This window comes from Mesorhizobium sp. CNPSo 4671, assembly GCF_057784245.1.
In genome coordinates, this window is sequence record NZ_JBWLUW010000009.1 from 164,612 (window position 1) to 189,246 (window position 24,635).

Consider the following 24,635-nt stretch of genomic DNA (forward strand, 5'->3'; position numbering starts at 1 on the left):
GATCTATTCCATGTTGGTGTGGCGGGCACGCATGGCCTCGGGCGACGCACCGCTCAGGGATTTGAGCTTCAGCACCATCACCTCGAACAGCAGGAACAGCGCGCCTTCGAACACCGAACCCATCGGTAGGACAGAAGTTTTTTGCGGTCCCTGGTCATTGGCCATGGTCTGGGCCGGGATGAGCAGCGTGGTGTCGGCCAGTCTTGCCGCGCTGCCGCCGGCCTGGGCGGTCAGCAGCAGATTGGTCGCGCCGGCATCGCGCGCGACGCGCATCAAGGTGAGCACCGTCGAGGTTTCTCCCGGCCCGGAACTGGCGAGGAAGACGTCGCCAGGCCCCAGCGGCGGCGTGGTCATGTCGCCGACCACCGCGACCGGCAGGCCGAGATGATAGAGCCGCATGGCGAAACCCTTGACCTGCAAGGCCTCGCGGCCGCAACCATAGGCAACGATCTGTTTGGCTTCGGCCAACAGCTTGCAAGCGGCGTCGATTTGGCTGCCATCCACCCGCGCCAGCACGCCGCCGAGTTCGTCGAGCGCGGTCTTGAACAGGTTTTCGTTCCGGTCGCTCACGGCACACCCATCCTCGAAATCATCTTGCGATTTCCCACGAACAGCTTGATTTCGTTCATGCTAGCAACCGCGAAAATGCGTGTCCAACGCCGCGCAACGCTTTTGCGGGGCCACAGGCGTGATAGTGTCATGTCAGACAAATCAGCTCAGACAGATCAAACCCAGGAAAACTGCAGGACATGAAGACACGGCATTTCGACCGCATCGGCAATGGCGGCCTCACCTTTACGGAGCTCGGCTTCGGCACGGCACCGCTCGGCAATCTCTACCGCGCCGTTTCGGACGCGGATGCCAATGCCACGCTCGACGCCGCCTGGGCGACCGGCTGCCGTTACTACGACACAGCGCCGCTCTATGGGCTCGGCCTGTCGGAAACACGCCTCAACCCCTTCCTGCGCGGCAAGAAGCGCGACGACTATGTGCTGTCGAGCAAGGTCGGCCGCCTCATGCGCGCCTGCCCGCCGGAAGAGCGCACGGGCATCGGCAAGTTCTTCGACACGCCGTCGCGCAGGGAAGTCTACGACTACAGCTATGACGGCGTCATGCGCTCGTTCGAAGCCTCGCTCGAGCGGCTCGGCGTCGACCGCATCGACATCCTGTTCGTGCACGATGTCGACATCTTCACCCATGGCAGCAAGGAGGCATCCGACCGGCGCATCGAGGAATTCATGCGCTCGGGTTATTACGGGTTGCTGTCGCTGCGCGACCAGGGGGCGATCAAGGCGTTCGGCGGCGGCATCAACGAATGGCAGGTTGCCCAGACACTGGCCGAGCGCGGCGATTTCGACCTGTTCCTGCTTGCCGGGCGCTACACGCTGCTCGAACAGGAGGCGCTGACATCCTTCCTGCCGCTTTGCCAGAAGCGCGGCATCGGCATCGTGCTGGGCGGTCCCTACAATTCCGGTATCCTGGCAACAGGACCGAAGCCCGGCGCCTACTACAACTATTCCGAAGCACCGAAGGACATTCTTGAGCGGGTCGCCGGCATCGAGGCGGTCTGCACGCGCCATGGCGTCAGGCTGATCGAGGCGGCGCTGCAATTTCCGGCGCTGCATCCGTCGGTCGTCTCGGTGATCCCCGGCGGCCAGCGGCCAAGCGAGGTCGAAAGCAACCGCGCGCTGCTCGACGCGAAGCTGCCGGCGGCGCTCTGGGCGGACCTCAAGAAGGAAGGCCTGATGCGCGCTGATGCGCCGACCGCATGACGCGGCGGTCATTCACTGCCGCAGGCACAAAAATGAAAAGCCGGGCGAGCCCGGCTTTTCTGTGTCTCTGAAAAAGAAAAACGCGCTTAGTTGACTGCGTCCTTCAGGCCCTTGCCGGCCGAGAACTTCGGCACGGTGCGTGCCGGGATCTTCACTTCGGCGCCGGTCTGCGGGTTGCGGCCGGTCGAGGCCGCACGCTTTGACACGGTGAAATTGCCAAAGCCGACAAGCCGGACATCGCCGCCCTTCTTCAGTTCGCCGGTGATCACGGAAAATACCGCATCGACCGCCGACTGCGCGTCACCCTTCGAAATGCTCGCGGCGTCGGCGACAGCGGACACCAGTTCGTTCTTGTTCATAAAAATTCCCTTCCATGAGAACACCGGAACTAACGACTCATCCGGCAGGAAACGGACTTTAGAAAGAAGCGTTCCCGCAACCAAGTCGAAAAGGCAGGAAAAAAGCGGAAAAAGCCCGGAAATCCGGGGTTTTTCACATGAAAAAGCCGGGCGCGAGGCCCGGCTTTCCGTTTGAGCACTGCAACCTTAGGAAAAACCTAATGCGCAAGCGACTTTCCGGCATCATCGGCGCTGTCGGTCGAGGCCGGTGGATTGACCGGTTCGACCCATTCGATCGGCTCCGGCATACGCACCAATGCGTGCCGCAACACCTCACCGACGCGTGAGACCGGAATGATCTCCATGCCGTTCTTCACATTGTCCGGAATCTCCGCCAGATCCTTGGCGTTGTCTTCCGGGATCAGCACCTTCTTGATGCCGCCGCGCAGAGCGGCGAGCAGCTTCTCCTTGAGGCCGCCGATCGGCAAGATGCGGCCGCGAAGCGTTATCTCGCCAGTCATCGCCACATCGGCCCTGACCGGAATACCCGTCAGTACCGACACAATGGCCGTCGCCATGGCGGCACCCGCGGACGGGCCATCCTTAGGCGTAGCGCCTTCCGGCAAGTGGACATGGATGTCGCGCTTGTCGAACAGCGGCGGCTCGATGCCGAAATCGATGGCGCGCGAGCGGACATAGGAAGCCGCCGCCGAAATCGATTCCTTCATCACGTCGCGCAGATTGCCGGTCACCGTCATGCGGCCCTTGCCGGGCATCATGACGCCTTCGACCGTCAGCAGCTCGCCGCCGACTTCCGTCCAGGCAAGACCGGTGACGACACCGACCTGATCGTCAGCCTCGACCTGACCGAAGCGGTAACGCTGGACACCAAGGTAGTCGGCAAGGTTCGCCGCCGTGATGCTCACCGTCTTCTTCTTCGTCTTCAGGATCTCGGTCACGGCCTTGCGCCCAAGCTTCATCAGCTCGCGCTCCAGACTCCGGACGCCCGCTTCGCGGGTGTAGGTCTGGATAATGGCGCGGATCGCATCCTCGCCGACGGAAAACTCCTTCGGCTGCAGCGCGTGATCGCGGATCACCTTCGGCATCAGGTGCCGCTTGGCGATTTCGATCTTCTCGTCCTCGGTGTAACCGGCGATACGGATGATCTCCATGCGGTCCATCAAGGGCGCAGGGATGTTCAGCGTATTGGCCGTCGTCACGAACATCACGCTCGACAGGTCGTATTCGACCTCGAGGTAATGGTCCATGAACGTCGAGTTCTGTTCAGGATCGAGCACCTCGAGCAGCGCCGATGAAGGATCGCCACGGAAGTCCTGGCCCATCTTGTCGATCTCGTCGAGCAGGAAGAGCGGATTGGACTTCTTCGCCTTCTTCATCGACTGGATGACCTTGCCGGGCATCGAGCCGATATAGGTGCGCCGATGGCCACGGATCTCGGCTTCGTCACGCACGCCGCCGAGCGCCATGCGGATGAATTCGCGACCGGTCGCCTTGGCGATCGACTTGCCGAGCGAGGTCTTGCCGACGCCGGGAGGGCCGACGAGGCACAGGATCGGCCCCTTCAGCTTCTTCTGACGGCTCTGCACGGCCAGGTACTCGACGATGCGGTCCTTGACCTTGTCGAGGCCGAAGTGATCGGTGTCGAGCACGTTCTGCGCGTAGGCCAGGTCTTGCTTGACCTTGGAGTTCTTGCCCCACGGAATCGACAGCAGCCAGTCGAGATAGTTGCGCACGACAGTCGATTCCGCCGACATAGGCGACATCGTCCGCAGCTTCTTCAACTCGGCTTCCGCCTTTTCGCGGGCCTCCTTGGAGAGCTTGGTCTTCTTGATGCGCGCCTCGATCTCGGCGGCCTCGTCGCGGCCGTCCTCGCCCTCGCCGAGCTCCTTCTGGATCGCCTTCATCTGCTCGTTGAGGTAGTATTCGCGCTGCGTCTTCTCCATCTGGCGCTTGACGCGCGAGCGGATGCGCTTCTCCACCTGCAGGACGGAGATTTCGGCTTCCATGAAGCCCATCGCCTTTTCCAGCCGCTCCTTGACCGAGAGCGTGGCCAGCATTTCCTGCTTTTCAGGGATCTTGATGGCGAGATGCGAGGCAACCGTGTCGGCGAGCTTGGAATAGTCGTCGATCTGGCTGGCGGCACCCACCACTTCAGGCGAGATCTTCTTGTTCAGCTTGACGTAGTTTTCGAAGTCGGTGACGACCGAGCGCGCCAACGCCTCGACCTCGACCTCTTCCTCTTCCGGCTCGACCAGCGCCGCGGCGCTGGCTTCATGGAAATCGGGACGGTCGGTGAACGAAACGATCTTGGCACGCGAAGCGCCCTCGACCAGAACCTTGACGGTGCCATCGGGCAGCTTCAGCAATTGCAGCACATTGGCGAGCGTGCCGATGTCGAAGATGGCATCGGGCTCGGGATCGTCATCGGCGGCATTCATCTGGGTGGCAAGCAGGATCTGCTTTTCCTGACCCATCACCTCTTCCAGCGCCTTGATCGACTTCTCGCGCCCGACAAAGAGCGGAACGATCATGTGCGGAAACACCACGATGTCGCGCAGTGGGAGGACTGCGAAGACGCCGTCGCTGGGAGCCTTGGATATTTTGGCCATTGTCCAACCTTTCATGTCGCGGCCACCATCAGGCCAACCGCGAATCTTATATTAACGACCGGGGATCGTTCCGCCTACCACCGTTTGTGACGGGAGTTTTACAGCACAGAAATCGGGCACCTCGGCCTTCCCGTGTTAGGTGGATGCAAGCAGGGCAAAGATCAAGAGTTAACATCGCCTGCAAATCCACTCCATGACAAAGGCCGCGTGCCCTTCACAGCAAAACGGCGCCGCAACGGCGCCGTTCCACAAAAATATGGGGTCAAGTGCCATATCAGGCGCTGACATTGCCCTTCTTTTCCTTGTGTTCGGAGTAGATGTAGAGCGGCCGGGCGCTGCCGGTCACCACTTCCTCCGAAATCACCACTTCGCGCACGCCTTCAAGCGCGGGCAGTTCGAACATGGTGTCGAGCAGGATCGCTTCCATGATCGAACGCAGGCCGCGCGCGCCGGTCTTGCGCTCGATGGCGCGCTTGGCGATCGCCGACAGGGCGTTCTCGTGGAAGGTCAGGTCGACATTTTCCATCTCGAACAGCCGCTGATACTGCTTGACCAGTGCGTTCTTCGGCTCGGTCAGGATCTGGATCAGCGCCGGCTCGTCGAGGTCCTCCAGCGTCGCCAGGACCGGCAGACGGCCGACGAACTCCGGAATGAGGCCGAACTTCAGCAGATCCTCGGGCTCGACCAGACGGAACACATCGCCCGTGCGGCGATCCTCCGGCGAAGCGACGATGGCGCCGAAGCCGATCGAGGTCTTTCTGCCGCGATCCGAGATGATCTTGTCCAGCCCGGCGAAGGCGCCGCCGCAGATGAACAGGATGTTGGCGGTGTCGACCTGCAGGAACTCCTGCTGCGGATGCTTCCTGCCGCCCTGCGGCGGCACGGAGGCGACCGTGCCTTCCATGATCTTCAAAAGCGCCTGCTGCACGCCCTCGCCCGACACGTCACGGGTGATCGAGGGATTGTCGGACTTGCGCGAAATCTTGTCGATCTCGTCGATGTAGACGATGCCGCGCTGGGCCCGCTCGACATTGTAGTCTGCCGACTGCAGCAGCTTCAGGATGATGTTCTCGACGTCCTCGCCGACGTAACCGGCTTCGGTCAGCGTCGTGGCGTCAGCCATGGTGAACGGCACGTCGATGATGCGGGCCAGCGTCTGCGCGAGCAGCGTCTTGCCGCAACCGGTCGGGCCGATCAGCAGGATGTTGGACTTGGCCAGCTCGACATCGTTGTTCTTGCCGGCATGCGCGAGGCGCTTGTAGTGGTTGTGCACCGCCACCGACAGCACGCGCTTGGCGTAGGGCTGGCCGATGACATAGTCGTCGAGAACCTTGAGGATCTCCTGCGGTGTCGGCACGCCCTCGCGCGACTTCACCATCGAGGTTTTGTTCTCCTCGCGGATGATGTCCATGCAGAGCTCGACGCATTCGTCGCAGATGAAGACCGTCGGACCGGCGATCAGCTTGCGCACCTCATGCTGGCTTTTGCCGCAAAACGAGCAATAAAGCGTGTTCTTCGAGTCACCGCTGTTGTTGCCGACCTTGCTCATTTTCCTGTCCTTTCATGGCCGCCCGCCGATGGTCTGGCTGAAAGGGCGCATACTCTATTTATCGCGGGAATCCGCCGCCGCCAGTGTCCCGGCTCCCGCAACGTATTCCGTACGAAACACAAATCAGAAAACGTGGCAATGATTCGCAGCAACCCCACACAAAGCTAAGCCGTCGAAAATCAACATAGCCTTAACGTAGGCAATCCCGACCGTCGAGGGAACAGCCAATTGTGGCCGAAATGCCGCAAAACACGCCAAAAGCGCGTGATGGTGTCATCCAACTGCCACCAAGCCCTTATGCCACGGCACTTTCAGCCGGCTCGCGCGACGAAATGACCTTGTCGATGAGGCCGAAATCCTTGGCTTCGTCGGCGGTCATGAAATGGTCGCGGTCGAGCGTGCGTTCAATCTCCTCGTAGCTCTTGCCGGTGTGCTTGACATAGACCTCGTTGAGACGGCGCTTCAGCTTGACGATGTCCATGGCGTGGCGCTCGATGTCGGAGGCCTGGCCCTGGAAGCCGCCGGACGGCTGGTGAACCATGATGCGGGCGTTCGGCGTGGCGAAGCGCATGTCCTTGTGGCCGGCGGTCAAAAGCAGCGAGCCCATCGAGGCAGCCTGGCCGATGCAGAGCGTCGAAACGGCCGGCTTGATGAACTGCATGGTGTCGTAGATCGCCATGCCGGAGGTGACGACGCCGCCCGGCGAATTGATATAGAGGTTGATTTCCTTCTTCGGGTTCTCGGCTTCGAGGAACAGCAGTTGCGCGCAGACCAGCGTCGCCATGCCGTCCTCGACCGGACCGGTGATGAAAATGATGCGCTCCTTGAGGAGGCGCGAGAAGATGTCGTAGGCCCGCTCGCCGCGATTGGTCTGTTCGACCACCATCGGAACGAGGTTCATGTAGGTTTCGACGGGGTTCTTCATCGGTTATCTCTTATCTCGCGGTGGGGATTCCGGCGCCGGGAATGCTGGCCGCTCGGGCAGAATCGGTTCTGGATCGTTGTTCCGTAGATAGGATGCCGGCTCATCCTTGTGCAAGGCCGACCCGTCCTAGCCATCTGGGTAAGTCGAATCAAGCTTTACGGCCAAGGATTCGCATCGCCGGACGTCTGCGCCGGCCTGGAGCAGGCGGAACCGGTCCGCAACGTAGCAATTTCTTAACCGCGTCACTTAACGAAATGCGGCAATACCGCTTTTCTCAGCGGCGGCTTCCCCTACAATTCAACGTTGAACTTGTGTGCAAGGTTCAAACAGGGGGAGTGTCATGTTCAGGAGAAGCGCATCCTTCGCTGTTGCCGGGCTGGTCATGCTCGGCACCACTTCGCAGACGGCTGCCGGCGGCCGCGCCGTGGAGTGTTACGAACCGGTCCGCACGCCCGATGTTTACGACACGGTCTATGAAGACGTGATGGTCAACCCACCCGGCCAGCAGGTCGACTACACCCCGCCCATCTACGGCACTCGTGAACGCGTGGTGATGACCGTCCCGGCTCAGGTGACCTACGAGGTCGTGCCCGCCGTCACACGAACCGTCTATCACACGGTGCAAGTCGACGACGGTGGCTATTCCTGGGAATGGCGCGTCATCCATGGTCGCAAGGTGCTCTGCAAGATCTGGCATAAGGCACGCTATGAACGCGTCGCCGAGACGGTGGTGATCCAGCCTGAACGCACGCGGCGGGTCGTCATCCCGGCGCAATATGACCGGATCGCCGAGGAAGTGCTGGTGCAGCCCGAGCAAAGACGCATCATCGACGTTCCCGCCTCCTACCAGACCGTGGCGCGGCGCGTGCTGGTGCGCGAAGGGTCGTCAGGCTGGCGGCGCGTGCATATTCCCAGGCATTGCCAGGATTAACGGGCATGGCATAGCCTGAGCCGCAGCGATCTGGCCTGCACTCAGGCCTCCTCCGTTCGCAGCCACGTCTTCAGGCCGGCGATATCGCCGTTGCCACCCTCGACATGCTATGGCCGGCTTTGGCCAAAGACGAGGCCGTGGAGAGACCGGCAATCCCCGCGCCGACGACGGTCACAGTCACCCCGTCAGGCCTTCCGCGGCCGTATCGGCTGGCTCAATTCATTTTGGAATGCGGGCGCCAACATACGGTCTGGAATGAGGCCTGCAAGCCGCGCTATGGGTCTGGCATGACCAAATCGACGCTCCCTTACCTCGCCCTTGATCCAGCCACCCGGCGCCTCAGGCTCGACCCGCACGAGCCGGCTTTCTTCCTGAACCCGTACGAGGCCTATGGTTTCCTGCACGGCGTCTCGAATGCCTTTTTCTGGGACGAATTCGGCTTCTGGTGCTTTGGCGGCTTCGACGATGTCAACCGGCTGCTGCGCGACCGCCGCTTCGGCCGCCAGAACCCCGCCGGCATTCCCGACAGCCGGGGCGTCGGCCAGGATCGCAGCCATCTCAAGGCGTTCGACGGCATTGAAGCCAACTCCATGCTCGAGCTGGAACCGCCGGTGCACACGCGGCTGAGGACACTGGTCAACCGCGCCTTCGTCTCGCGCCAGGTCGAGCGGCTGCGGCCGCGTGTCGAAGCGCTCGCCAACGAGTTGATCGACCGGTTTGACCCGACCGGACCGGTCGACCTTTTGCCCGCCTTCGCCTCCCCCCTGCCGATCACCATCATCGCCGAAATGCTTGGCGTGCCGGTCGAGATGGGGCCGCAACTGCTCGACTGGTCACATCAGATGGTCGCCATGTACATCCATGGCCGCACGCGCGAGACCGAGGAGACGGCCAATCGCGCTGCGGGCCAATTTGCCGATTTCCTGCGCGGTTACGTCACCGAGCGGCGCAAGAACCCTGGAGACGACCTGCTTTCACTGCTGATCTCGGCGCAGGAGGACGGCCAGAGGCTGACCGAGGATGAGATGGTGTCCTCGGCCATCCTGCTGCTCAATGCCGGCCATGAGGCGACCGTGCATCAGACCGGCAATGCGGTGCGCTCGATCCTGGCGCAAGGCGGCGATCCCGGCCGCTTCTTCACCTCGGCGGAAGCGGCCGCTGCAACGGTCGAGGAATGCCTGCGCTTCGACGCGCCGCTGCATATGTTCATGCGCTACGCCTATCAGGAGATTGAGATTGCGCCCGGGATCGTCGTGCAGCCGGGACAGACCATCGGGCTTTTGCTCGGCATGGCCAATCACGATCCGCGCGCCTTTGCCGAACCGCAGGCCTTCCGGCCTGATAGAACCGACCAGAAGAACGTGTCCTTCGGCGCCGGCATCCATTTCTGCATCGGCGCGCCGCTGGCGCGGCTCGAATTGCAGGTGTCGCTGAAGACTTTGTTCGAACGGCATCCGCAACTGCATCTTGCCGAACAGCCCCGCTTCCGCGACACTTACCACTTCCATGGGTTGGAAACGCTCGCCGTCGGCTTCTGAACGATCGCGGGCCTGGGGCTGCGCGATGAGACTGTTCTGGAGACCGGCGACGGCGTTCGCATTGGCCTTGCTATGCGTCTGCTTGGGTGTCGCACGCGCCCAGCAACAGCCGGAAAACATTCCCTGGGAAAACAGCATGGCCATCGCCCAGAAAATGGCGATGGGGCTTTTGGAACGGCAGACCGGATCGAAAGGCCTGCCGCTGGCGTCCTTCGCTATCGAGGCCGATCTCAATCTCGACGGCTTGCCTGAAATCTTCGCCTACCGCTACGCGCCGGGCTGCGACGGCATCCAATGCGGCAACTTCCTGTTCGTCCTGGAGGGCGACAGCTACGATGAGGTTTTGGGAGACATTCCCGGCGCGCGGCTGGTGCCACAGGACAAGATCGCGCTCAGCCCCTTCAAGCGAAACGGCTTTTTCGACATCCAGTCCGACACGATGACGATTGGTTGGGATGGAACGCGCTATGTCGACACTTCCACTTTTCCAGCTTCGACGCTCGATGGCGCAGCCTTCGTGGCCGCCTGCCAGAAAAGCAAGTTGGGCGAGCAGCCGGCCCAGGGCGAAGCGGAACAGGCGGCCACGGCATGCCAATGCCAGTTCAACCGATTTCAGGTCGTCGGCTTCAAACAGGCCGACCTTGATGCCTATACGGCTTCGATTGCCGGGCAGGATGTCGAGTATCCCATCGGCGACAAGGAGGATGCCTGGCTCGCTTTGTCGAAAAGTGCCCAGGACGTCGCCACAGGCTGCGATGTCGCGGGCGGCAAAAGCCAATGGCCGCCGGCCTATTTCGATCATGGCGATAAGCCTCAGCAGAAGCTGAACTTCGGCGCATTTCTCGATGCCTGCCCGGCGCAGGATTTCATTCGGACCAACCACAAGATCGGCTCGCCCGATCGCGCACTCGCGCTTTGCGGCTGCCTCGCCCGGGAGATCCCGACCTATGGCGTCAGCCAGGACGGGCTCGACCTCCTGGCGCAATATTATCGCGACGAGATATCGGACGCCCATGTCGAGGCACAGGACGCCGACTTGCTGACCGCGCACGACAAGGCATCGGAAGCCTGTCTTAGCCAGTTTCCGGCGAAGTAGACCTGCGGAAATCAGGCGCCCAAATCACCTGAAACGAGTTCGCATCGACGCTCGTTTGGCGATCCCCTCCGGGAGGCGCTTATGCCAATGCCGGGATCGGGTTGGGGTCGATGTCGGCTTGCATCGCCAGCGGAAAACGCAGCGGCACGGCGTCGACCTTCTGCGTCGCGAAAAAGTTCCTGTTTCGAAGACGCGCCAAGGCGCGCGTCGCCTCTGCCTGGATCCTGTCAAGGATACGCTTGTTTCTGGGCGGCGGCGGAGCGAACTGGATCAAGGTCGCGGGGCCGCCGTTCTCCGCAACGAACTGGGCCTGGGCGCAGAGCGCGGGCATCAGTTGGTAGGTCGTGCTGCGCGCGGTCGTCATCTCGGTTGGACTGAAGAGCACGAAATCGACCGTTGCCTTAAGGCGCCTGGTGCTCTTGAGCAGCTTCTGTGCGGCCTTTTTCGAAAGAATATAGCCGCATGCGCCCATATGTTGCCCGAACAGCCGCGTTGCGGAGTATCCATTCTTGACGGGGACATGCCGGCCCCCGAGCCTCACCGGGACAAAGAATGTTTCGAGCTTGACCACGTCCGCATCTCGCGGAATCCAGCTGCCATCGGCCAGCATGGGTCCGGCGTCGTGGCTGAAGACGACATCATCCTCGAAGACGACGCCGTACCGATCGGGGCCGTCCGCGATGATTTGCCAGCAGAGACGATGGCTGAGAAAGCAGCAGACTTCCGCCTCGGTGAGCGGAGGGGCGATGACAGGAGCCCCAGTGGCCGCATCGATCCCCGCAACACGCTCGAAAGGAATTCCAATGCGGGCAAATTCTGCCGTGACTTCCGCGAGCCGATCGGCTGATCGGTCAAGATTGATCACCAAACACTTCACTGTCGTCCTCGAGGCATGAAAGCTGTTGGCGATCTCTACTTCGTGTCTCCGCTTTGGTCGGGAAGTTCACCGGTAGTCATTGTCGCCTGTCGACGTCCCTATAAGAGCGCGCTAAACGGCAGTCAACTTTGGGTGGCTGCCGAATACTTGTGGCCGCAGAGCCAGATGCCCGGTACGGATTTTCCGGCAGCGATATTGATCGCGCCATCTGATCGGCTGACTACAGCTTGATCACATATTCCTTGCGAGTCGTTTCAAGCACTTCCCAGCTGCCCTTGAATCCCGGCCTCAGCACAAAGCTGTCGCCGGCGCGTACGGTGCGGGCTTCGCCGCCGTCTTCCGCGAGCACCGAAACGCCGGACAGGATGTGGCAGAACTCCCATTCGTCATAGACGATGCGCCATTTGCCGGGGGTCGATTCCCAGATGCCGGCATAGAGGCCGCCATCCCGTTCCTCGACGTTCCAGGTGCGGAATTTCGGATCGCCCGAGATCAGCCGGTCCGGCGCCGGCGCGCCAGATTCGGGTTCGATGCTCTTGGTGTCGACGGAAAGAAACGCAGCCATCCCCGATCAGACCTTGGCAAGCGCCTGTTCGAGGTCGGCGACGATGTCAGTGACGTCCTCGATGCCGATGGAAAGCCGCACAGTGTCCGGGCCGGCGCCGGCTTTGACCTTCTGCTCGTCGGAAAGCTGGCGATGCGTGGTCGAGGCCGGATGGATGACCAGCGACTTGGTGTCGCCGACATTGGCCAGATGCGAAAACAGTTCCAGCGCCTCGACGAATTTGACGCCGGCCTCGTAGCCGCCCTTGAGACCGAAGGTGAACACCGCACCAGCGCCGAGCGGCGAATATTTCTTCTGCAGCGCGTTGTTCTTGTCGCTGGGCAGGCCGGGATAGTTCACCCAGGCGACCTTCGGATGGTTCGACAGCCAGCCGGCGACCGTGACGGCATTGTCGCAATGGCGCTGCATGCGCAGCGGCAAGGTTTCCAGCCCGGTCAGGATGAGGAAGGCGTTGAAGGGCGAGATCGCCGGGCCGAGGTCGCGCAGGCCGAGCACACGCGCGGCAATGGCGAAGGCGAAATTGCCGAAGGTTTCGTGCAGCACGAGGCCGCCATATTCGGGACGCGGCTCCGACAGCATTGGGTACTTGCCCGACTTCGACCAGTCGAAGGTGCCGCCATCGACGATGACGCCGCCGATGGAATTGCCATGGCCGCCGATGAACTTGGTCAGCGAATGCACGACGATGTCGGCGCCATGCTCGATCGGCCGGATCAGATAGGGCGAGGCCAGGGTGTTGTCGACGATCAGCGGCAGGCCGTGTTTGCGGGCGATGTCGCCGATCTTTTCGATATCGACGAAGGTGCCGCCCGGATTGGCCAGGCTCTCGATGAAGATCGCCTTGGTCCTGTCGTCGATCTGGCTTTCGAAGGTCGAGATGTCGTTGGTGTCGGCCCAACGCACCTCCCAGCCATAGTTCTTGAAGGCATGGCCGAACTGGTTGATCGAGCCGCCATAGAGCCTTGTCGCGGCTACAAAATTGTCACCTGGCTGCATGAGATTGTGGAAGACGATGACCTGCGCGGCGTGGCCGGATGCGACCGCGAGGGCCGCCGTGCCGCCCTCTAGTGCCGCGACGCGCTCTTCAAGCACGGCCTGGGTCGGGTTCATGATGCGGGTGTAGATGTTGCCGAAGGCCTTCAGGCCGAACAGAGAGGCGGCGTGGTCGGCATCGTCGAAGACGAAGGAGGTCGTCTGGTAGATCGGCGTGGCGCGCGCGCCGGTGGCCGGATCGGGCTTGGCGCCGGCATGGACGGCGAGCGTGTTGAAACCGGGCGTACGGGTCACTGAAAACCTCCCTCGAGAACCTTCTGAAATTCGCCGGGCATTCTTGGCGAAGCCCGGCCTGGAAAGCAAAGAAGAAAATACCCTTCGGCGTGGGACCTTCGACCAAACCGCAGGATAATACGGCGTCAGCCGGAATAATTTTGCGCTTCTCTCCCGCTACCTATTTCTGCCGTACGCCAAAGCTCTGGAAGCCCTGGCGCATCAGCGGTTTTTTGGACGACAGCACGCCGGAATTGACGCCGGTCCAGCCGATCTCGCCGGACAGCTTGCCGTACTCGATCTTGGGGCAGCGGTTCATGACCACCTTGATGCCGGCCGCCTCGGCACGCGCGGCTGCCTCGTCATGACGCACGCCCAGCTGCATCCAGACGACTTTCGGCAAGGGATCGAGCCGCAACACCTCGTCGACGATCCCGGGCACCGCGGTTGCGGCGCGAAAAATGTCGACCATGTCGATCGGCTCAGGAATGTCGGCGAGGCTGGCATAGGTCATCCGGCCGAGGATCTCCCTGCCGGCCTGACCCGGATTGATCGGAAACACCGAAAAGCCCTTGGCCAGCAGGTACTTCAGCACGAAATAGCTCGGCCTGACGTCATTGGCCGACGCGCCGACCATGGCGATGGTCTTCACCGAGTTGAGGATGCCGCCGATGTAGGCGTTGTCGTAGCTATCGTGATTCATGCCTCGTCCTCATACAACGCCTCGGCGAGAAAACCATCCGGGTCGTTGCTGAAATCGCGCAACATGCGGAAGTGGTCGGTATCGCGAAAGTCCGCGGGCTCGAGCCCGAACCGGCTGATGCGAAACAGCTGCGCCCCGGGACAAGCCATCAGCAGCGGCGAATGCGTCGCCATGATCACCTGCGCGGTGCCCGACTGGTCCATGCGCCGCAGCATCTTCAGCAGTTCGATCTGGCGCGACGGTGACAGCGCGCTTTCCGGCTCGTCGAGGATGTAGATGCCTTGCCTGCGGCAGCGCTCCTCGAAGAAACGGATAAACCCTTCGCCGTGCGACCACGACAAAAAGTCCGGCGGCGGTGGCCCGAACGGATCTTCTAGCGCGGCCTGATCGAGGTAGCGGGCGACGGAATAGAAGGATTCGGCGCGAAAGAACCAGCCGGCGGTGACTTTTGGCAGCCAGTGGCCGCGGAACGTGTTCGCCAGCGCGGCGCCGCTCTGGTCGATGGCGCTGGAATGGTCGACCGGGCGGTAGCCCTTGCCACCGCCCGCCTCGTCATAGCCGGCCAGCGCGCCGATCGCCTCGAGCAAGGTGGATTTCCCGGTGCCGTTCTCGCCGACGATGATGGTGATCGGCGTGGTGAATTCGAGCTCGAATTCGTGGCCGCGAAACAGTGGCAGGTTCCAGGGGTATTTTTCCCAGTCCGCCACGCGCTCGGGATCGAGCAGGATGCGTTTGAGATAGGGCGCCTTCAGCCGCGTCAGCTGCTTGCGGTAGGCCATCACGTGATCATCATCATTTAGGCAGCGAAATCGTGCCGTCTTCCGCGATTGGGAAGGCCGGATTGTGCGCCACTTCCCAGACATGCCCGTCCGCATCGGCGAAATAGCCATACCAGCCGCCCCAGAAGGCGCGGCCTGCCGGCTTGACGATGCGCCCGCCGGCTCTTTCCGCCATGGCAAGGACCTCGTCGACCTCTGCGTCGGAGCGGGTGTTGTAGGCAAGATAGACGGCGGAAGGCGCCCTGGCGAAGGTGACGCCGGAATCCTCCTCGGCGCTGGCGCGCGGGAACAGGCCGAGAATGGCCCCGCCCATCTGGAAGAAGGCGACACCGTCGGTGATGCCGGCATGGCGGGTAAGGCCCATCGCCTCGTAGAAGCGCACCGCGCTGTCAAGATCATCGGTCGCGATCGTGATGATGGAGATGCGCGGTTGCACGGCTACTCGTCCGTCCATTCCGGCTTGCGCTTGCCGATGAAGGCACCGATGCCTTCCTCCGCATCGCGCGCCAGCATGTTCTCCACCATGACGCGGCCGGTATAGGCATAGGCGTCCGCCAGCCCCATTTCGGCCTGCGCGTAAAAGGCCTCCTTGCCGATCTTGATCACCAAAGATGATTTGGAAGCAATGGTTTGCGCGTATTTGGTGACAATCTGATTCAGGTATTCGCGCGGCACGACGCGGTTGACCAAGCCGAATTCCTTGGCCGTTGCCGCGTCGATCGTCTCGCCGGTCAGGAGCATCTCCATCGCCTGCTTGCGCGAGACGTTGCGCGACAGCGCCACCATCGGCGTCGAACAGAACAAGCCGATGTTGACGCCCGGCGTGCAGAAAGTCGCTTCGTGCGAAGCGATCGCCAGGTCGCAGCTGGCGACCAGCTGCAGGCCCGCGGCGGTCGCCAGACCGTCGACTTCGGCGATGACAGGCAAGGGATGACGCACGATCGCCTGCATCAGCGCGGCGCAAGCGGCAAAGGTATCATCGAAGAAGGCCTTGCCGCGATCGGCGTCGGCACGCCGCGCGGTCATCTCCTTGAGATCATGGCCGGCACAGAACACTTTTCCCGCCGCCGACAGGATGATGACACGAACCGCCTTGTCCGCCTTGGCGCGGTCCAGTTCCGCCGTCAGCGCCGCCATCACCGCGAGAGAAAGAGCGTTGGCGGGCGGATTGGCGAGCGTCAGACGCAGCACGCCCTTGTCCAGTTGTGCGACAACCGGACCTTCAACAGGAGCAGGCTTGATGGCAAGGATTTCGGCCATGGCTAAGGTCTCCGCGATTCCGGTCGGACTGGCAGACTATCTAATATCGGATCGGGTTTCATCCAACACCCAACGCTTGCGCCAGCAGGGTGAAGGTGTTGCCAGAGACACCCGCCCGCGCCCATACAGGCTTGGCCCTAAACGAGAGACCGACATGCCCGCCCAGACCAATCTCAAGCCGGTGCTGACCGCAGCGCAAGTCAATGCGCTGATGGCGACGGTGTTTCCGCAACTCAACGAGAGTTCCGCCGCCTATGAGGCGATCGACGTGTTTCCCGGGGGCTGCGTCGTGCGGCTCAATGCCAATGAGCGGCATCTGCGTCCCGGCGGAACCGTGTCGGGCCCTGCCCTGTTCACGTTGGCCGACATTGGCGGCTATGTCTGCGTGCTCAGCCACGCCGGGCCGGATGCACTCTCGGTCACCACCAACCTCAATATCAACTTCGTGCGCAAGGCCGAGGCCGGGCCGATCGATGGCCGTTGCCGCATTCTGAAGCTAGGAAAGAGCCTGATGGTGTTCGACATCGACATCGTCGCCGGCCCGGACGGGCACACGATCGCGCACGCGACGGGCACCTATTCGATCCCGCCGAAGCGGAACAGCGATGTGGTAAAATAATACCTTTTACCTAGATCTTTGTTTTTGCTATTGTTTCTCCGCTATAGAGCTTTTTCATCGGCTTGACGCGCAGTTCCCCTTCGCCTATAAGCCCTCACGAAGCAGCGGCCCGCAAAGGCCGCCGTTTTGTTATTGGCGGCGGGCAAGCGTCTCATCGCCAATCCAAGCAACAAGAAACGCCTTCCTTATCGTTTGTGGATTGGGGAAGGTCCAAACCGAGAGCAGAAAACATGACAACCTTTTCGCAGAAGCCTGCGGATGTGGTGAAGAAGTGGATCTTGATCGACGCCGAAGGTCTCGTCGTTGGTCGTCTGGCCACTGTCATCGCCAATCATCTTCGCGGCAAGCACAAGCCGACCTTCACCCCGCATGTCGACGACGGCGACAATGTCATTGTCATCAATGCCGACAAGGTGGTGTTCACCGGCAAGAAGTTCACCGACAAGGTCTATTACTGGCACACCGGCCACCCCGGCGGCATCAAGGAGCGCACCGCGCGCCAGCTGCTCGAGGGCCGTTTCCCCGAGCGTGTCGTCGAGAAGGCCGTTGAGCGCATGGTCCCGCGTGGCCCGCTCGGCCGTCGCCAGATGAAGAACCTGCGCGTCTATGCAGGTGCCGAGCATCCGCATGTCGCCCAGCAGCCAGAAGTCCTCGACGTGGCCAAGCTGAATTCCAAGAACAAGAAGGTCGCATAAGATGGCTGAGCTTTCCTCGCTCGCAGAACTGGGCGCCGCCACCGGCAACACCAACACCCAGCCGGCAGCCCCCGTCCACGTCCAGAAGCTCGACAAGTCGGGCCGCGCCTATGCCACCGGCAAGCGCAAGAACGCCATCGCGCGCGTCTGGGTGAAGCCGGGTTCCGGCAAGATCGTCGTCAATGACAAGGAATTCGCGACCTATTTCGCGCGTCCGGTCCTGCAGATGATCCTCAACCAGCCGATCATCGCTTCCAACCGTTCGGGCCAGTACGACATCGTCGCCACTGTCGTCGGCGGTGGCCTCTCCGGCCAGGCCGGTGCTGTTCGTCACGGCATCTCCAAGGCGCTGACCTACTACGAGCCGGCATTACGCGCCGTGCTCAAGAAGGGCGGTTTCCTGACCCGCGACAGCCGCGTCGTCGAGCGCAAGAAGTACGGCAAGGCAAAGGCCCGCCGCAGCTTCCAGTTCTCGAAGCGCTAAGCGCTCCGCAGTTTTGGACAATCGAAAAGGCCGCCTCCGGGCGGCCTTTTTGCATTGCGCGCATCCTATCCGGCGGAATGATTTGCGTCGCGATAGATGCACGCCTGTTGCACATCCGGAAAATGTCAGGCTCGGCAAATTTGCTGCGGCCCGTCGCGCGCGGCGGCGGCACCATGCTACGAAACAGGGACCGGCCTTTTCGGTCCAAAGGATATTCGGATAGGTAATTCTTAGGGAGATCTCAGATGTCGTCACTTCATGGCTCCCTGGAGCCGATCCGCCGGGGCTTTGTTTCTCGACTGGCTGGCGCCGGACTCCGGACGGGCCTGGGTTGATGTCGGTGCCGGCAACGGCGCGTTCACTGAGCTCATTCTAGCGAAGTCCGCCCCTTCGTCCGTTTGCGCGATCGATCCCTCCGACGCGCAGATTGCGACTGCTCGGCAAAAAATCTCGGCAAAGCAGGTCGAGCTGTCGATTGGCGATGCGATGGCCCTTCCCTACGACGCCAACCGCTTCGACGTCGCGGTGATGGCGCTGGTGCTGTTCTTCGTCCCCGACCCGCGCAAGGGCGCTTCGGAAATGCTCCGCGTCACCAAGCCCGGCGGCATTGTCGCGTCCTACACCTGGGACGTCATGCGCGGCGGCACCCCTACGCAGCATTTGTGGGAGGAGATGGACGCGATGGGCAAACCGGCCGCACGTCCGCCGAGCGCGGAGGTCTCGCGTTTCGCGGCGCTGAAGGCGCTTTGGGCGGAGCTCGGCATCCGCGATGTCGAGACGCGCGAGCTTGTCGTCGAACGCACCTTCGCTGACTTCGACGATTATTGGCTATCCATGGTCGTGAGCAGCCCGAGCGGAATCGTCGGGAAGCTGTCGGATGCGGAGAGCGCGGAGCTGAAACGCCGACTAAAGGACAGACTGCCGGCAAGCGCCACGGGAGCGATCACGGTTCACGCCTGGTCGACGGCGATCAAGGGGCGAAAGGCTGCTTAACGCGTGCGGCGCCTTACGTCGCCGCTTTCTTCTTCGCCTTCGGCTTGGCCGGCTTCGGTGCAACCGGCGCTTCCGGCGTGCCCTCGATCGAGGACAGGCGGCCGGACGTGAACGTGTAGATGCCCGCACGCGGGCTGGTCGTCCAGGCGACCTCGAATCCGCGCGTCTTGCAATCCGTCCAGGTGCTGCGGGCCAAGGCAAGTGCGCCCGGTTCGTCGCCGTTGAACAGCAGCACCATGCGCTCGTAGCTCTGGCTCAATTGATGCTGGCGGTCGCGGCGGGCTCAACGCGTTCGCCTGTCCCGGCATAAGGCACGCGATAGCCGTTCGCCGCCAGCCAGTCGATGGCCGCCTTCGGTTCGTCGGTCTGGATGATGGTGGCGCCGCGATCGGCCCAAAAACCCCAGGCCTCGCGCGGCAGGCTGGCCTGCACCGCCAGTTCGTCGCCACGGCCGCCGGCCAGAAAACCGCCCGGCTTGTTGACGATGGCGTAGGTGTCGGCCCAGATGTGCCAGTTCCCGCGCACCGCCGCCGCGCGCATGCGCGTGCTGAACAGCGGTCCGCCGGTTTCGGTCAGCATCTCGGCGCCCGCCCGCCAGTTGATCAGTTCGATCGCGCGTGGCGAGAAGGCGTGGTCGACCGTTTCGGCGAAACCGGCATCATGCACCGCGTCATCGGCGAGGATCGGCATGAACTGGAAGCCGCCGCCGATGGCAGCCATGGCCGCCTTCACCATGGTGATCCTGCTCTGGTTCCAGAGGTTCTCCTTGACGATGACCTGGTCGGCCATGCCCAGATCGCGCGCCACCGCGATCATGCCTGCCAGATCGCCGACATCGAGCTTGTTGTCGAGGTTGATGAGGATCCTGTCCCTGGTTGCCATCAACATCTCGCGCAGCGTCGAAACCCTCTCGTCGGTGACGGCGCGGGTGCCCTCGATCACCAGCCGGCATGTCCTGAGTTCGGCCAGCGTGTATTTGACCACCTCGCCCTTGCAGGTCGTGGTGCGGTCGAGCCAGCTGTCATGCATGACGACCAGCTCGCCGTCCTTCGAGCGCCTGATGTCGACCTCGACGATCTCGGCGCCCATGGCAATCGAGCCTTCGACGGCGGCAAGCGAGTTTTCGGCGTAGAGCGTCTTGCCGGCCTGCATGCTGCCGGCGCGATGCGCCGCCACCATAACATGGTCGCGCCATTGATTGGCATGTTCGAAGCGGTCGAGGATCTGCCTGGCGCGGCTTTCGCCGGCCAAGGCCTGACCGGAGGCGACCGCAAGTGCCGTGGAAAGCAGAAGGCTCAGCCAGATTGTCCGCATCGAGAATCGCTCCTTGCCGGATCGAAGCCGGAATAGGCGATGCCCGTGACACCTGGGTGAACGAAGCCGGCTAGCGGCTTTCGCAAGAAGCCGGCGTCAGATGCGTTTCGAGAGCCGGCGGAACCACGCCATCGCCGGCATTTCGACCAGGCGCCAGGTGATCCATGACGCGGCGATGGTGGCGACGAGCATGACGACGATCGCCACGGTCCCGGCCCAGCCGGCGCCAAAGCCGGTCGCCGGCGAGCCGCGAAGCACGATGTCGCCGACGAGGCCGAGCTTACGCTCGACGAGCCCGGCAACGTTGATCAGGCGCGCCTGGACGAAGATGTGGACCATGTAGATCGAGTAGGACAACGCGCCGAGCGTCAGCATGAACGGCGTTCTGAGCAAGCTGGAAATCCAGCCACCCTCATGGGCGAAGAGAAACAGCGCCAGCGCGAACACCAGGGGTGCCGCGATGCCGAAATCATTGCTGCCCGCCAGCGAGACAAAAAGGGCGATGACCGCCACCATGACGATTTCGGCAAGGGTCCAGCTCAGCCGCGGGCCGTTCCTGGCGAGGAGCTGTCGCGCCTCTGCAATGGAATCATGCTGAAACCAGGCCAGCAGGGCACCGAGCGAAAAGCCGTAGAGGCAGCGGATGAAGCCGAAATCGTAGGAGACATCCATATGATGCGTGGAGAAGCCGAGCAGGAACAGCAGCGCGGTGACGGCGGCGGCGACGAACCATATCCAGGCACGCGCGCCGGCGATGAAGACCACGCCAGCGAACAGCAGATAGGCGAAGAACTCCGCCGAAATGCTCCAGCTTGGCGCATTCCAGGTCAGATGATCCTCGAAGCCCATCCCTTGCAGCAGAAGCAGATTGGCAAGCAGACTCCTGAAGTCGAAACCGCCGGTGAAGGCGGCGGCGCCAGTGCCATGCAGTTGCGGCAGCATCAGCCGCAGCAGCTCGAACCCGGCAAAGGCCGCGAGCATGATGAGATGCAGCGGGTAGATGCGGCCGAAACGCACCAGGGCGAAGCGGGCGACCTCTGCCGGCTGGCTCAACCGATCACCGTAGCTGCTGGCGATGACGAAGCCGGAAAGGACGAAGAAGAAGTCGACGAAAAGATAGGACGAACCGATGAAAGCGCTCTGCGAGATCGCGGAAGCGGTCGGGAAATGAAACAGCGCCACAAGAAGCGCGCAGATGCCGCGCCACGAATCGAGAACCTGGAAGCGCTCGCCTGCTATCGTGCCGGCATGGGTCGACACCACGGCATCGGACGGATTAAGAAACGCGGCCTGCGTCATGATGGTACAAATCCTGTCTTGCCGTGGCACCCGGGCGGGGCCATTTCGTCTCCCCAAGCTGTGACTGGCATCTTCCATGCCGGTTCTGTAGTTGTTGCACCCCGATGAAAAACGAGGACCAGTAATGGCGACCAAGAACATCGACCATGCCTTCACCGCCCGCTCCAAAACGGGCGGCGCCCTTGAGCCGACCTATTCCGGCGCGCTGTCGTTCATGCGGCGCAAATACACCAAGGACGTGAAGGGGGCGGACGCGGTGGTGTGGGGCATTCCCTTCGACGCCGCCGTCACCAACAGACCCGGCGCCCGTTTTGGACCGCAGGCTATACGCCGCGCCTCGGCGATCCTCGACAATGACCCGCAATACCCGTTCTCGCGCGATCTGTTCGAGCACCTCGCGGTGGTCGATTATGGCGATTGCCTGCTCGATTCGGGCAACCATCAGAAGACCCCCGGCACGATCGAACGCGAGGCGGCCAAGATCCTGAAGTCGGGCGCTTTCCTGCTGACGCTCGGCGGCGACCATTTCGTCACCTGGCCGCTGCTCAAGGCGCATGCCGCGATCCACGGACCGCTCGCTCTGGTGCAGTTCGACGCGCATCAGGACACGTGGGAGGATGACGGCAAGCGCATCGACCACGGATCCTTTGTCGGCCGCGCGGTCAAGGAAGGCATCATCGATCCCGACCGTTCGATCCAGATCGGCATCCGGACGCACGCGCCCGACACGTTCGGCATCAAGATCCTCTACGGTCACGAAATCGAGGAGATGCGCGCGTCCGACATCGCCTACGCCATCGTCGACCGCACCGGCGGCAAGAAGACGTATTTGACCTTCGACATCGACTGCCTCGACCCGGCCTATGCGCCGGGAACCGGTACGCCGGTGGCCGGCGGCCCGTCCTCGGCAAAAATCCTGTCGACGCTGCGCCAACTCAATCAGGTCGACATTGTCGGCGCCGACGTCGTAGAGGTTGCGCCGGCCTACGATCACGCCGATATAACGGCGATCGCAGGCTCGATGGTGGCCATGCAGTATCTCGGCCTGCTGGCTGAGCGAAAGGCGCGGCAGGAAGAGATGAACAACGGCAATCACAATGGTGCCGCGGTAAATCATGGTAACGGCATATAGTCTTGGAATATCAGGGAATTTGATCAGGTCATGAAACCGAAAATCTTCATCGACGGCGAGCACGGCACCACCGGCCTGCAGATCCGGGCGCTGCTTGCCGAGCGTGGCGACCTGGAGATCATTTCCATTCCCACCGAGCGCCGCAAGGAAACGGCGGCGCGCGCCGAATTCCTCAATGCCGCCGATATCGCGATCCTGTGCCTGCCGGACGATGCGGCAAAGGAGAGCGTTTCGCTGATCGCCAACGACACCACCAAGGTCATCGATGCGTCGACCGCGCATCGCGTCGCCGAAGGCTGGGCCTATGGCTTCGCCGAGATGGACAAGGATCAGGCCAAGGCGATCGCTACGGCCAAGCGCGTCGCCAATCCCGGCTGCTGGCCGCAGGGACCGATCGCAACGCTCAGGCCACTGGTCACATCAGGCCTGCTGCCCGCCGATCTCCCGATCGCGGTCAACGGCATTTCGGGCTATTCCGGCGGCGGACGCCCGATGATCGAGGATTATGTCGCCAAGGGCGAGAACGCCTCGGAGTTCCTGCCCTATGGCCTGACCCTGCAGCACAAGCATGTGCCGGAGTTGCGGGCCTATGCAAAACTGTCGCATGACCCGATCATGCAGCCGGCGGTCGGCAATTTCGCCCAGGGCATGATCACCGTGGTGCCGCTGCAGCTCGGCAGCCTCGACCATGTACCAACAGGTGCGGAGCTTCACGCGGCCATTGCCGACCATTTCGCCGCCATCAAGGGCGGCGTGGTCGAAGTGGCGCCCTATGCGCATCTGGAGCGCATGCCGGAGATCGATCCCGAGATCTACAACGGCACCAACCGCATGAAGGTCTATGTCTTTGCCAACGACAAACGCGCCCAAGCGCTGCTGCTGGCGGTCTACGACAATCTCGGCAAGGGTGCCTCGGGCGCAGCCGTCCAGAACATGGACCTGATGCTCGGACTTTGATGGACGCACCAGCCTTCCCGGCGCGCTGGAAAGTCAGCGCGCCTGCACTCATTGCCGAAACCTTTTCGAGCCGCATCTGGAAGGTTGTTCGCGAGGACGGCTCGCCGGCCGTCGTCAAGGCGCTGAAGCCTTTCGACGATGTCGCCGACGAATTGCGCGGCGAACATTTTCTTGCCTGGCGGCGCGGCGAAGGCGCGGTGCGCCTGCTTGGCCGCGACGGCCACTCGATGCTGCTCGAATATGCCGGCGAAACCCTGCTTACGCGGGTTCTCGATGAACAGGGCGACAACGCAGCGACCGCGATCGCAGCTGAGGTGATGGCGAAACTGTTTTCGCCTGGGAAAGACCCCTACCCGCCGGAGCTTCAGCCGCTCAAGGAGCGGTTCGCCAGCCTTTTCAGGAAGGCCGCAACCGATCGCGACGCTGGCCGTGTCAGCCTCTATGTCAAGGCAGCGGCGATCGCCGAACGGCTGCTGTCCAACCCGCATGACATCAGGCCACTGCATGGCGATCTGCACCATGACAACATCCTGCATGGGCCGCGCGGCTGGCTGGTGATCGATCCGAAGGGCGTGCTCGGCGATCCCGGTTTCGATGCCGCCAACATGTTCTATAACCCGCTCGACCGCGACGCGCTTTGCCTCGATCCCCTGCGGATCGCGCACATGGCTGAAGTTTTTGCCGCGACGCTGTGGCAATCCCCGGCAGCGATACTGGACCATGCCATCGCCTATGGCTGCCTGTCCGCGGCCTGGCACCACGAGGACGACAATGCGGTCGAGGAGAACCGCGAATTGTCTATCGCCGAGGCGATCCGGACGGTGCGGGCGCATTTCTGACCTCGGAGAACAGCTGAAGTAATCGATTGTTCACCATGATCGGCTACTGACCATGTCCTGGCTCCCACCCCAAG

27 protein-coding genes are annotated in these 24,635 nt (G+C 62.3%); 11 read left to right on the forward strand and 16 right to left on the reverse strand.

What is annotated here, in order from left to right; translation table 11 throughout:
- Positions 1–3: 3 nt before the first annotated feature.
- Entirely contained in the window at positions 4–570 is a 567-nt protein-coding gene (locus AC04SF_RS24570) for an SIS domain-containing protein (RefSeq protein WP_488479879.1), read from the reverse strand.
- Positions 571–749: 179 nt separating this feature from the next.
- Between AC04SF_RS24570 and AC04SF_RS24575 the strand changes: the two genes are divergently transcribed.
- Entirely contained in the window at positions 750–1,772 is a 1,023-nt protein-coding gene (locus AC04SF_RS24575; RefSeq protein ID WP_202350555.1) for an aldo/keto reductase, read from the forward strand.
- 86 nt (positions 1,773–1,858) lie between these two features.
- Here the strand turns inward: AC04SF_RS24575 and AC04SF_RS24580 are convergent, their stop codons facing one another.
- From AC04SF_RS24580 to clpP, 4 genes are all read right to left on the reverse strand, one after another.
- Positions 1,859–2,131 (reverse strand): HU family DNA-binding protein, encoded by a 273-nt coding sequence (locus AC04SF_RS24580; protein ID WP_006201846.1) that lies wholly within the window; start codon positions 2,129–2,131, stop codon positions 1,859–1,861.
- Positions 2,132–2,328: 197 nt separating this feature from the next.
- Positions 2,329–4,740 (reverse strand): endopeptidase La, encoded by a 2,412-nt coding sequence (gene lon, locus AC04SF_RS24585; RefSeq protein ID WP_096457132.1) that lies wholly within the window; start codon positions 4,738–4,740, stop codon positions 2,329–2,331.
- Positions 4,741–5,014: 274 nt separating this feature from the next.
- Positions 5,015–6,289 (reverse strand): ATP-dependent Clp protease ATP-binding subunit ClpX, encoded by a 1,275-nt coding sequence (clpX, locus tag AC04SF_RS24590; RefSeq protein ID WP_488479880.1) that lies wholly within the window; start codon positions 6,287–6,289, stop codon positions 5,015–5,017.
- A 295-nt stretch (positions 6,290–6,584) separates the two neighbouring features.
- Positions 6,585–7,214, reverse strand: a complete 630-nt coding sequence (gene clpP, locus AC04SF_RS24595; protein WP_010915650.1) for an ATP-dependent Clp endopeptidase proteolytic subunit ClpP — start codon at positions 7,212–7,214, stop codon at positions 6,585–6,587.
- 340 nt (positions 7,215–7,554) lie between these two features.
- Between clpP and AC04SF_RS24600 the strand changes: the two genes are divergently transcribed.
- Complete coding sequence (locus tag AC04SF_RS24600) at positions 7,555–8,145, forward strand: hypothetical protein (protein WP_096457129.1); 591 nt, start codon at positions 7,555–7,557, stop codon at positions 8,143–8,145.
- A 70-nt stretch (positions 8,146–8,215) separates the two neighbouring features.
- Here AC04SF_RS24600 and AC04SF_RS24605 read toward each other — a convergent pair whose 3' ends face one another.
- The gene (locus AC04SF_RS24605; RefSeq protein ID WP_488479881.1) at positions 8,216–8,326 is read right to left on the reverse strand and encodes an NAD(P)-binding protein; all 111 of its coding nucleotides are present in this window, start codon (positions 8,324–8,326) and stop codon (positions 8,216–8,218) included.
- Positions 8,327–8,432: 106 nt separating this feature from the next.
- Between AC04SF_RS24605 and AC04SF_RS24610 the strand changes: the two genes are divergently transcribed.
- Both AC04SF_RS24610 and AC04SF_RS24615 read left to right on the forward strand, forming a co-directional pair.
- Positions 8,433–9,683, forward strand: a complete 1,251-nt coding sequence (locus tag AC04SF_RS24610; protein WP_488479882.1) for a cytochrome P450 — start codon at positions 8,433–8,435, stop codon at positions 9,681–9,683.
- A gap of 136 nt (positions 9,684–9,819) precedes the next feature.
- Positions 9,820–10,779 (forward strand): hypothetical protein, encoded by a 960-nt coding sequence (locus tag AC04SF_RS24615; RefSeq protein WP_488479883.1) that lies wholly within the window; start codon positions 9,820–9,822, stop codon positions 10,777–10,779.
- A 79-nt stretch (positions 10,780–10,858) separates the two neighbouring features.
- Here AC04SF_RS24615 and AC04SF_RS24620 read toward each other — a convergent pair whose 3' ends face one another.
- The 7 genes from AC04SF_RS24620 to AC04SF_RS24650 all read right to left on the reverse strand — a co-directional run bounded on the left by AC04SF_RS24620 (position 10,859) and on the right by AC04SF_RS24650 (position 16,229).
- On the reverse strand, positions 10,859–11,644 hold the full coding sequence (locus AC04SF_RS24620) for a glycosyltransferase family 25 protein (RefSeq protein ID WP_488479884.1): 786 nt from the start codon (positions 11,642–11,644) through the stop codon (positions 10,859–10,861).
- 232 nt (positions 11,645–11,876) lie between these two features.
- Positions 11,877–12,221, reverse strand: a complete 345-nt coding sequence (locus tag AC04SF_RS24625; protein ID WP_488479885.1) for a cupin domain-containing protein — start codon at positions 12,219–12,221, stop codon at positions 11,877–11,879.
- A 6-nt stretch (positions 12,222–12,227) separates the two neighbouring features.
- The gene (locus AC04SF_RS24630; protein WP_019857664.1) at positions 12,228–13,508 is read right to left on the reverse strand and encodes an O-acetylhomoserine aminocarboxypropyltransferase; all 1,281 of its coding nucleotides are present in this window, start codon (positions 13,506–13,508) and stop codon (positions 12,228–12,230) included.
- A 160-nt stretch (positions 13,509–13,668) separates the two neighbouring features.
- A complete protein-coding gene (locus AC04SF_RS24635) occupies positions 13,669–14,190 on the reverse strand; it encodes a CoA-binding protein (RefSeq protein ID WP_488479886.1) in 522 nt (173 codons plus the stop codon).
- Complete coding sequence (locus tag AC04SF_RS24640; RefSeq protein WP_488479887.1) at positions 14,187–14,969, reverse strand: AAA family ATPase; 783 nt, start codon at positions 14,967–14,969, stop codon at positions 14,187–14,189. Before AC04SF_RS24640 ends, AC04SF_RS24635 begins: the two co-directional genes overlap by 4 nt.
- 13 nt (positions 14,970–14,982) lie before the next feature.
- Complete coding sequence (locus AC04SF_RS24645; protein WP_488479888.1) at positions 14,983–15,405, reverse strand: VOC family protein; 423 nt, start codon at positions 15,403–15,405, stop codon at positions 14,983–14,985.
- 2 nt (positions 15,406–15,407) lie between these two features.
- Positions 15,408–16,229, reverse strand: a complete 822-nt coding sequence (locus AC04SF_RS24650; RefSeq protein ID WP_488479889.1) for an enoyl-CoA hydratase — start codon at positions 16,227–16,229, stop codon at positions 15,408–15,410.
- 154 nt (positions 16,230–16,383) lie between these two features.
- Between AC04SF_RS24650 and AC04SF_RS24655 the strand changes: the two genes are divergently transcribed.
- The 4 genes from AC04SF_RS24655 to AC04SF_RS24670 all read left to right on the forward strand — a co-directional run bounded on the left by AC04SF_RS24655 (position 16,384) and on the right by AC04SF_RS24670 (position 19,020).
- A complete protein-coding gene (locus AC04SF_RS24655) occupies positions 16,384–16,848 on the forward strand; it encodes a PaaI family thioesterase (protein ID WP_488479890.1) in 465 nt (154 codons plus the stop codon).
- Positions 16,849–17,078: 230 nt separating this feature from the next.
- Complete coding sequence (gene rplM, locus AC04SF_RS24660; protein ID WP_010915638.1) at positions 17,079–17,543, forward strand: 50S ribosomal protein L13; 465 nt, start codon at positions 17,079–17,081, stop codon at positions 17,541–17,543.
- A 1-nt stretch (position 17,544) separates the two neighbouring features.
- Positions 17,545–18,027, forward strand: a complete 483-nt coding sequence (gene rpsI / locus AC04SF_RS24665; RefSeq protein WP_027028580.1) for a 30S ribosomal protein S9 — start codon at positions 17,545–17,547, stop codon at positions 18,025–18,027.
- 288 nt (positions 18,028–18,315) lie between these two features.
- Complete coding sequence (locus AC04SF_RS24670) at positions 18,316–19,020, forward strand: class I SAM-dependent methyltransferase (protein ID WP_488479891.1); 705 nt, start codon at positions 18,316–18,318, stop codon at positions 19,018–19,020.
- 13 nt (positions 19,021–19,033) lie between these two features.
- On the opposite strand, the gene AC04SF_RS24675 is transcribed toward AC04SF_RS24670, so the two are convergent.
- The 3 genes from AC04SF_RS24675 to AC04SF_RS24685 all read right to left on the reverse strand — a co-directional run bounded on the left by AC04SF_RS24675 (position 19,034) and on the right by AC04SF_RS24685 (position 21,633).
- Positions 19,034–19,279, reverse strand: a complete 246-nt coding sequence (locus AC04SF_RS24675; RefSeq protein WP_488479976.1) for a hypothetical protein — start codon at positions 19,277–19,279, stop codon at positions 19,034–19,036.
- Positions 19,276–20,334 (reverse strand): glycerophosphodiester phosphodiesterase family protein, encoded by a 1,059-nt coding sequence (locus AC04SF_RS24680; RefSeq protein WP_488479892.1) that lies wholly within the window; start codon positions 20,332–20,334, stop codon positions 19,276–19,278. Before AC04SF_RS24680 ends, AC04SF_RS24675 begins: the two co-directional genes overlap by 4 nt.
- A 96-nt stretch (positions 20,335–20,430) precedes the next feature.
- The gene (locus AC04SF_RS24685) at positions 20,431–21,633 is read right to left on the reverse strand and encodes an acyltransferase family protein (protein ID WP_488479893.1); all 1,203 of its coding nucleotides are present in this window, start codon (positions 21,631–21,633) and stop codon (positions 20,431–20,433) included.
- A gap of 124 nt (positions 21,634–21,757) precedes the next feature.
- On the opposite strand from AC04SF_RS24685, the gene speB reads away from it, so the two are divergent.
- Genes speB through AC04SF_RS24700 form a run of 3 tightly spaced genes read left to right on the forward strand, consistent with a single transcriptional unit; the run spans position 21,758 to position 24,561 of the window.
- Entirely contained in the window at positions 21,758–22,765 is a 1,008-nt protein-coding gene (gene speB, locus AC04SF_RS24690) for an agmatinase (RefSeq protein WP_010915634.1), read from the forward strand.
- 30 nt (positions 22,766–22,795) lie between these two features.
- Entirely contained in the window at positions 22,796–23,722 is a 927-nt protein-coding gene (gene argC, locus AC04SF_RS24695; RefSeq protein ID WP_488479894.1) for an N-acetyl-gamma-glutamyl-phosphate reductase, read from the forward strand.
- Complete coding sequence (locus AC04SF_RS24700) at positions 23,722–24,561, forward strand: aminoglycoside phosphotransferase family protein (RefSeq protein ID WP_488479895.1); 840 nt, start codon at positions 23,722–23,724, stop codon at positions 24,559–24,561. Before argC ends, AC04SF_RS24700 begins: the two co-directional genes overlap by 1 nt.
- Positions 24,562–24,635: the final 74 nt, after the last annotated feature.